3 protein-coding genes and 1 tRNA gene are annotated in these 6,369 nt (G+C 71.2%); all 4 read left to right on the plus strand.

The window, feature by feature from the left end:
* Positions 1-257 precede the first annotated feature (257 nt).
* Positions 258-334: transfer RNA gene (locus tag VNO22_00005), tRNA-Arg, on the plus strand.
* Between the two features lie 196 nt (positions 335-530).
* A complete protein-coding gene (locus VNO22_00010; GenBank protein ID HXG59730.1) occupies positions 531-1,277 on the plus strand; it encodes a sigma-70 family RNA polymerase sigma factor in 747 nt (248 codons plus the stop codon).
* 3 nt (positions 1,278-1,280) lie between these two features.
* Positions 1,281-4,166, plus strand: a complete 2,886-nt coding sequence (locus tag VNO22_00015) for a protein kinase (protein ID HXG59731.1) — start codon at positions 1,281-1,283, stop codon at positions 4,164-4,166.
* A 92-nt stretch (positions 4,167-4,258) separates the two neighbouring features.
* A partial coding sequence (locus tag VNO22_00020) for a c-type cytochrome domain-containing protein (GenBank protein ID HXG59732.1) occupies positions 4,259-6,369 on the plus strand: 2,111 nt, incomplete at its 3' end.

A 6,369-nucleotide genomic window follows, 5' to 3' on the forward strand; every position in this document is an offset into this window, starting at 1 on the left:
AGGGGAATGGGGCGCTCGCCGGGGTGCCCCGGGCGCCGGGGGGGCGGGGAGGTCCCCGGCGGCCGCGCGCCGGACGGCTTCGGCCTGGTCGGTCGTTCCCAGGGATCGGCGGGTCTGGTGCCCGTTGCGGCATTCCTCGACGTACCAGACGGCCCCCCGCTTGACCACGTGAAGGCCGCGCCGTATCCTGATCCGCAGGTCATTGCCGTGTTCCGGCAAAAATAGGACAGAAAAAGAAAATCCGCGTTAAAACGCACGCCCCCGTAGCTCAGACGGATAGAGCATCGGTTTTCTAAACCGAGGGTCCCAGGTTCGAATCCTGGCGGGGGTACCAGGGACGTGGCCGGCCGGGGCGCGACCCGAACCGGCTTCGGCGCCCTCATGGAATGGGCCGTCGGCCCCTCCGCCCATCTTGCAAGAAAAGCCTGAGGACGGGAAAGATCTGTCGTTTCTTTGCTACGCCCAAGCCCCGTCCGGCGGTATGATTGTAACGGAGCGGGGCCGATCGGATACGGATTCCCCATCCGTCCATGGACGAACGATTCACCGAAATCGGCGGAGCCGCCCACCAGCTGCCGACGACCTCGCATACCGCCCTGGCGGTCCTGCGGGAGGGGGATCCCGCCCGCCGAGAGGCGGAACTGGCTCGCCTGGCCCAGCTCTACTGGAAACCGGTCTACGCCCTGATCCGGCGCTCCTGGGCCGCCACCAACGAGGACGCCAAGGACCTCACTCAGGATTTCTTCGCCGAAGTCGTCTGCGGCAGCCCGTTCGCCGAGCGTTATACCCCCGAGCGCGGAAGCTTCCGCAGCTACCTCAAGGGCGCCCTGCGCAATTTCCTGGCCAAACGCTCCCGCGACGCCTCCCGCGAAAAGCGCGGCGGCCACGTCTCCCACGTCAGCCTCCAGATCCAGGACGCCGACCTTCAGGAGGTCCTGCCGGACGCCGAAGCCCTCGGTCCCGAGGAGGCCTTCGACCGCGCCTGGCGCTCCGTGGTCCTGGCCCGCGCCACGCACCTCCTCCGCGAGCGCCTCGCCGCGCAAGGAAAATCCCTCTACTTCGAAGTCTTCCGCCGCTACGACCTTGAATCCGACGGCGAGGGCGCGTCCTACGAATCCGTGGCGCGGGACCTCGGGCTGAGCGTGGACGACGTGAAAAACTACCTCACCCGAAGCCGCGAGGAGTTCCGGCGCGCCGTCCGCTCCGTCCTCTGCGAATCCGTGGCCGGCCCCGAGGACCTCTCCGCCGAGTGGGAAGCCCTCTTCGGGAGTCCCTGAGCGATGAATCCGCGCCCGGGCGCCCCCCTCTTCCGCCACCTGGGCGACGTCCTGCGCGAGGAACAGGAACGCGCCCTGGGCCGGCGCGCCGTCCGCGCCGGCCTTCTCTCCGAAGAGGACCTCGAGCTCTTCTTCCGGGAACGCCGCGACGGCGGCCCCCGCACCCTCGAGGAGTTCCTCCGCGCCCGCGGCGCCGCCCCCGACCAGATCGCGCGGCTCAAGCGCGAACTCGACCGGGACGAATACCTCCTCTTCCGCTCTTCCCGCCTGACGCCGCCCGAAGTCGAAGCGCTTCAGGACGAACCCGACCGCCGCCTGGCCGAGTTCGTCCTCGTCCAGCACCTCGGGCAGGGCGGCATCGGCGACGTGTGGAAGGCGTGGGACACGCGGCTGGGACGCTGGGTGGCGATCAAGCTCCCGCGACCCACGCCCGACCAGGAAGCCGCCTCCCGCCGCTTCAGCCGCGAAGCCCTCGCCGCCGCGCGCCTGTCGCACCCCAACATCGTCGCCATCCACCGCGTGGCGGAAGAAGCCGGCCGGTGCTTCATCGTCATGCAGTACGTGGAAGGCCGCACCCTCGCCGCCGCGCGGCCCCCCCTCCGCGAGGCGCTCGAGATCCTGCGCGACGTGGCCCGCGCCGTGCACTACGCGCACGAACAGGGCGTCGTCCACCGCGACCTCAAGCCCGGCAACATTCTTATCGCGCGCGACGGGCGGCCGTTCGTCCTGGACTTCGGCCTGGCTCACCTCGAGGAGGCCGCCGGAGCCGCGTCGCGCGAAGGATTCGTGGCCGGCACCGCCGCCTATATGTCCCCCGAGCAGGCCCGCGGCGGCCCGGCCTCGCGCGCCCGCCCCACGGACATCTACTCCCTGGGCGCCACGCTCTACGAGGCCGTGACCGGCCGGCCCCCCTTCGAGGGCGGATCCTTCGCGGAGATTCTCCAGAACGTGCTCCATCAGGACCCGCCGCCCCCGCGCCGCCTCCGCCCCGAGCTGCCCCGCGACGTCGAAACCGTGATCCTCAAGGCCATGGAGAAGGATCCCGCCCGGAGGTACGCGAGCGCGCTCGAGATGGCCGAAGACCTCGAGCGGTGCCTGCGCCGGGAACCCGTGGCCGCCCGCCGTCCTTCCGCGCTCCGGGTCTGGGCCTCCCGGATCCGCCGCTCGCCGCGCCTCGTGGCCGCGCTGGCGGCCGGCGGGCTTCTGGCTTCCGCCGCGGGCTTCTGGGAGGCGCGACGCGTCGCGCGCCGGGACCACGAGCGGGCCATCCGCGAAACCTGGAGGGCGTCCCTGGCGCCGGTCCTCGCGCTCCGCCGCGCCGGCGCCAACGAACGCATGGCCGATCTTCTGCCGGCCCTCGAGTCCTCCTACCGCCAAGCCTCCCAGAGCGCGCCCGACCTTCCGGAAATCGATTACGTCATGGGCCGCATCTACCGGACGCTCCTGGACGAGGCGCGCGCCCGCGAGTTCCAGGAGCGGGCCCTCGCCAAGGACCCCTCCTACGCGCCGGCCCTGTATGAAGGGCTCGTCCTGGCCGCCTTGGCACGCGATCGCGCGGGCGTGGAATCGTGGGCCGAACGGCTTCGCGAAATTCTCTCCACCCGCCCCGACGCCCTCGACGAAGCGCGCGTCCGCGCCGCCCGGGGGCTGGCGGCCTTCTTCCGCGCCGAGGAGGCCCTCGCCCGCGAAAACCTCCGGCGGGCCGTCGAGCTCGATCCCGGCCTCGAGGAGGCGTGGGAGGCGCTGGCCCGCTCGTGGCTTCTCGGAGTGACGTGCTTTTCGCCCCCCGGGGATCAGGAGGAAGCCTGTCAGATGAGCGAGGAGACCTTCGGCCGCGCGATCGCGCACGACCGGGGATACGCTCCCCATTGGGCGGGACGGGGAGAGGTGCGCACCTTCCGGGGACGCCTCAAGTCCGAAACCGGACGCGATCCGCAGGCCGACTTCCAGGGCGCGGAAGACGACTTCGCCCAGGCCCTTCGGCTGGCGCCGTCCGCCGCGACGTATCGCGCGCGGGCCGAGCTTCGGCGCCGGGCGGGGCTTCACCGCATGGAGCTCGGGGGAAATCCCCTTCAGGACTTTGCGGAGGCGGAAGCGGACCTCGAGCAGGCGGCGCGGCGGGATCCCGGACCGGAGGCGCACGTCCCGGCGCGGGCGTTCGTCGCCGCGGGGCGCGCGCGCTTCCGGCAGGAACGCGGCGAGAGCGCCCTCGAGGAGATCGAAGCGCGCCGGGGGGAACTTCAGGGGCTCGTGTCGAGGGAACCGTGTCCGCCGGAGGCATGGAAGGCGTGGGCGATCCTGGCCTTCCACCGGGCGCTCGATTCCGCGGCGGCCGCCGGCCCCGACGCGCGCGAGCTCGAAGAAGCGTTCCAGGCGTTCGCGGAGGCCTTGCGGCGCCTTCCGGCGGATCGGGAACTCCGGGAACGCCGGGCCGCGCTTTTTCTCGAGCGCGCCCGGCGGAAGCGGGAGGCCGGGAGGGACGCGTGCGAGGATCTGGCGGCGGCCGATCGCGAGACGTCCGCGGCGCTCGAAGGGGGCGTGTTTTTCAACCGGGCCCGCGTGACGCGTGCGGCGATCCTGCGCCAGTGGGGCCTGCGGGACGCGGCGTCGCGCCGGGATCCTTCGCCGCGCTTCGCGGCGGCTCGGTCGGAACTTTCGGAAGTCCTCGAGGCGAATCCCCTCTTCACGGAGGCGTGGGTGGAACGGGGGAACCTGGAGGCGGACTGGGGTCGCCGCAAGCTCGAGGCCGGCGACCGCGCGCCGGCGCGGGAACATTTCACGCAGGCCATCCGCTGCTACGAGGAAGCGCTGCGCCTGAATCCGTTCCTGCCCGGCGGGCTGCGCGCGCCCCTTCGCGAGGCGCGGCGCTCCCTTCTGGCGACCTACTGACGGATCCGGATTTTCGATCCGGCTACCGGAACGCGCGCCGGAGGGGTAAACAACCTTCGGAGCCAAGAACGATCAAGGTGGGGGGCGATCGTATGCAAAGCACGCTTCGTCCGGCGCGTGCCGGCCGCTGGCTGGCCGTGGCGCTGGCGGCTTCGGGCCTGGCCTGGAGCGCCCAGGAAGGCGACCGCAAGGAACCTTCCGCCGCCGTCAAGGTGAGCTACGACAAGCAGATCCGCCCCATCTTCCAGGCTCATTGCTTCGGGTGCCATCAGCCCGCCAAGGCCAAGGGCGAGTACGTCATGACGTCCTACGACCGCCTTGTGGCCGGCGGGGAATCCAAGGAGAAGGCGATCGTCCCCGGGAAGCCCGATGAAAGCAACCTCGTTCTCCTGATTACCCCCGACAAGAAGGGCGAAGCGGAGATGCCCAAGGGCAAGAAGCCCCTCTCCGCGGCCGAGATCGAGCTCGTCCGCCGGTGGATCGCCGAAGGGGCGATCGACGACACGCCGGAAAACGCCCGCGCGCGGTACGACGTGGACCGGCCTCCGGTGTACACGCTTCCGCCCGTCATCACCTCGATCGACTTCTCCCCGGACGGTCAGCTCCTGGCCGTGGCGGGATTCCATGAGGTGCTCCTCTGGAAGGCGGACGGCTCCGAGCGCGTCGCCCGCCTCGTGGGGCTCTCCGAGCGCGTCCAGTCGGTGGCCTTCTCGCCGGACGGCAAGCGTCTGGCCGTGGCCGGCGGCCGGCCCGGGCGGCAGGGCGAGATCCAGATCTGGGACGTCGAGAAACGCCGGCTCGATCTTTCCGTGCCCGTGACCTACGACACGGTCTACGGGGTGAGCTGGTCTCCCGATGGGAGCAAGGTGGCCTTCGGCGGGGCGGATCACGCCACGCGGGCGATCGACGCCAAGACGGGCGCGCCGGTGCTCTTCAACTCGGCTCACACGGACTGGGCCCTCGGCACCGTCTTCTCCGTGGACGGTTCGCATCTGGTGGCGGTGGACCGGGACGGCGCGGTCAAGCTCATCGAGGTGGCCACGCAGCGGTTCGTGGACAACGTGACGTCGATCACCCCCGGGGCGCTCAAGGGCGGCGTGCAGGCGGTGGCGCGGCATCCTCAGCGGGACGAAATCGTCATCGGCGGCTCGGACGGGCAGCCCAAGGTGTACCGGATCCACCGGCTCGTGGAGCGCAAGATCGGCGACGATTCGAACCTCATCCGGGAGCTGCCGCCGATGAAGGGGCGGGTGTGGAGCGTGGCCGTCAGCCGCGACGGCAAGCGCATCGCCGCCGGCAGCGGCCTGGACGGCAAGGGCGAGGTCGCGCTTTATTCCTACGAGTTCGACACGTCCCTTCCCGACCCGATCAAGGCGATCATGCGCAAGGAAGTGTTCAACCGGAGCGCCCAGGAGAAGGAGCAGCTCGAGAAATATCATAAGGAAGGCGTCCAGCGTCTCTGGAGCGTGCCGGTCGAGGCCGGAATCGTCTACGCGGTGGCGTTCCGTCCGGACGGCCGCGAGGTCGCGGCGGCGGGGGCGGACGGAAAGGTGCGGTTCCTGGACGCGGCGACCGGGAAGGTGGCGCGGGAGTTTTCGCCCGCGCCGGTGACGGAAGGGAAGGCGGCGGCCGCGGCGGCCGGCTACGGCGGTCCCGTGTCCCGGGCGGACGAACGGACGGAAACGGAATCGCTCCCGCCCGGCGCCCGGCCGGCTTCGCTCGAGGTGGCCCCGGCGTCGGTGGCGCTTTCGGGCGCGTTCGACTACGCGCAGCTCGTGGTGACGGCGCGCCTGGAGACGGGCGAGCGGGTGGACGTGACGCGGGCGGTCGAGTTCGCGGTGGCGGGGGGAGTGGCGGCGGTGACGCGGGGGGGGCTCGTCGAGCCGCGCGCGGAAGGACGCGGGGAGCTGCGCGCGTCTCTGGCCGGAAAGAGCGTCGCGGTTCCCGTGGTCGTGACCGGCCTTTCGGAGGAGCCCCGGCCCGATTTCATCCGTGACGTCAACCCCGTTCTGAGCCGGGTGGGCTGCAACGCCGGGACGTGCCACGGCGCGGCCAAGGGCAAAAACGGCTTCAAGCTTTCGCTGCGCGGTTACGACGCCGTCCAGGATATCCGGTCGCTCACGGACGACCTGGCCTCGCGGCGGGTGAACGTGGCGTCGGCCGACGACAGCCTCATGCTGCTGAAGCCCACGGCGGCCGTGCC

It is taken from the genome of Planctomycetota bacterium (genome assembly GCA_035574235.1).
Taxonomy (GTDB): domain Bacteria; phylum Planctomycetota; class MHYJ01; order MHYJ01; family JACPRB01; genus DATLZA01.

Bases quoted from the DNA above. Each gene is read 5' to 3' on its own strand.
- VNO22_00010 (HXG59730.1), top strand. From the start codon at position 531: ATGGACGAACGATTCACCGAAATCGGCGGAGCCGCCCACCAGCTGCCG.
- VNO22_00015 (HXG59731.1), top strand. From the start codon at position 1,281: ATGAATCCGCGCCCGGGCGCCCCCCTCTTCCGCCACCTGGGCGACGTC.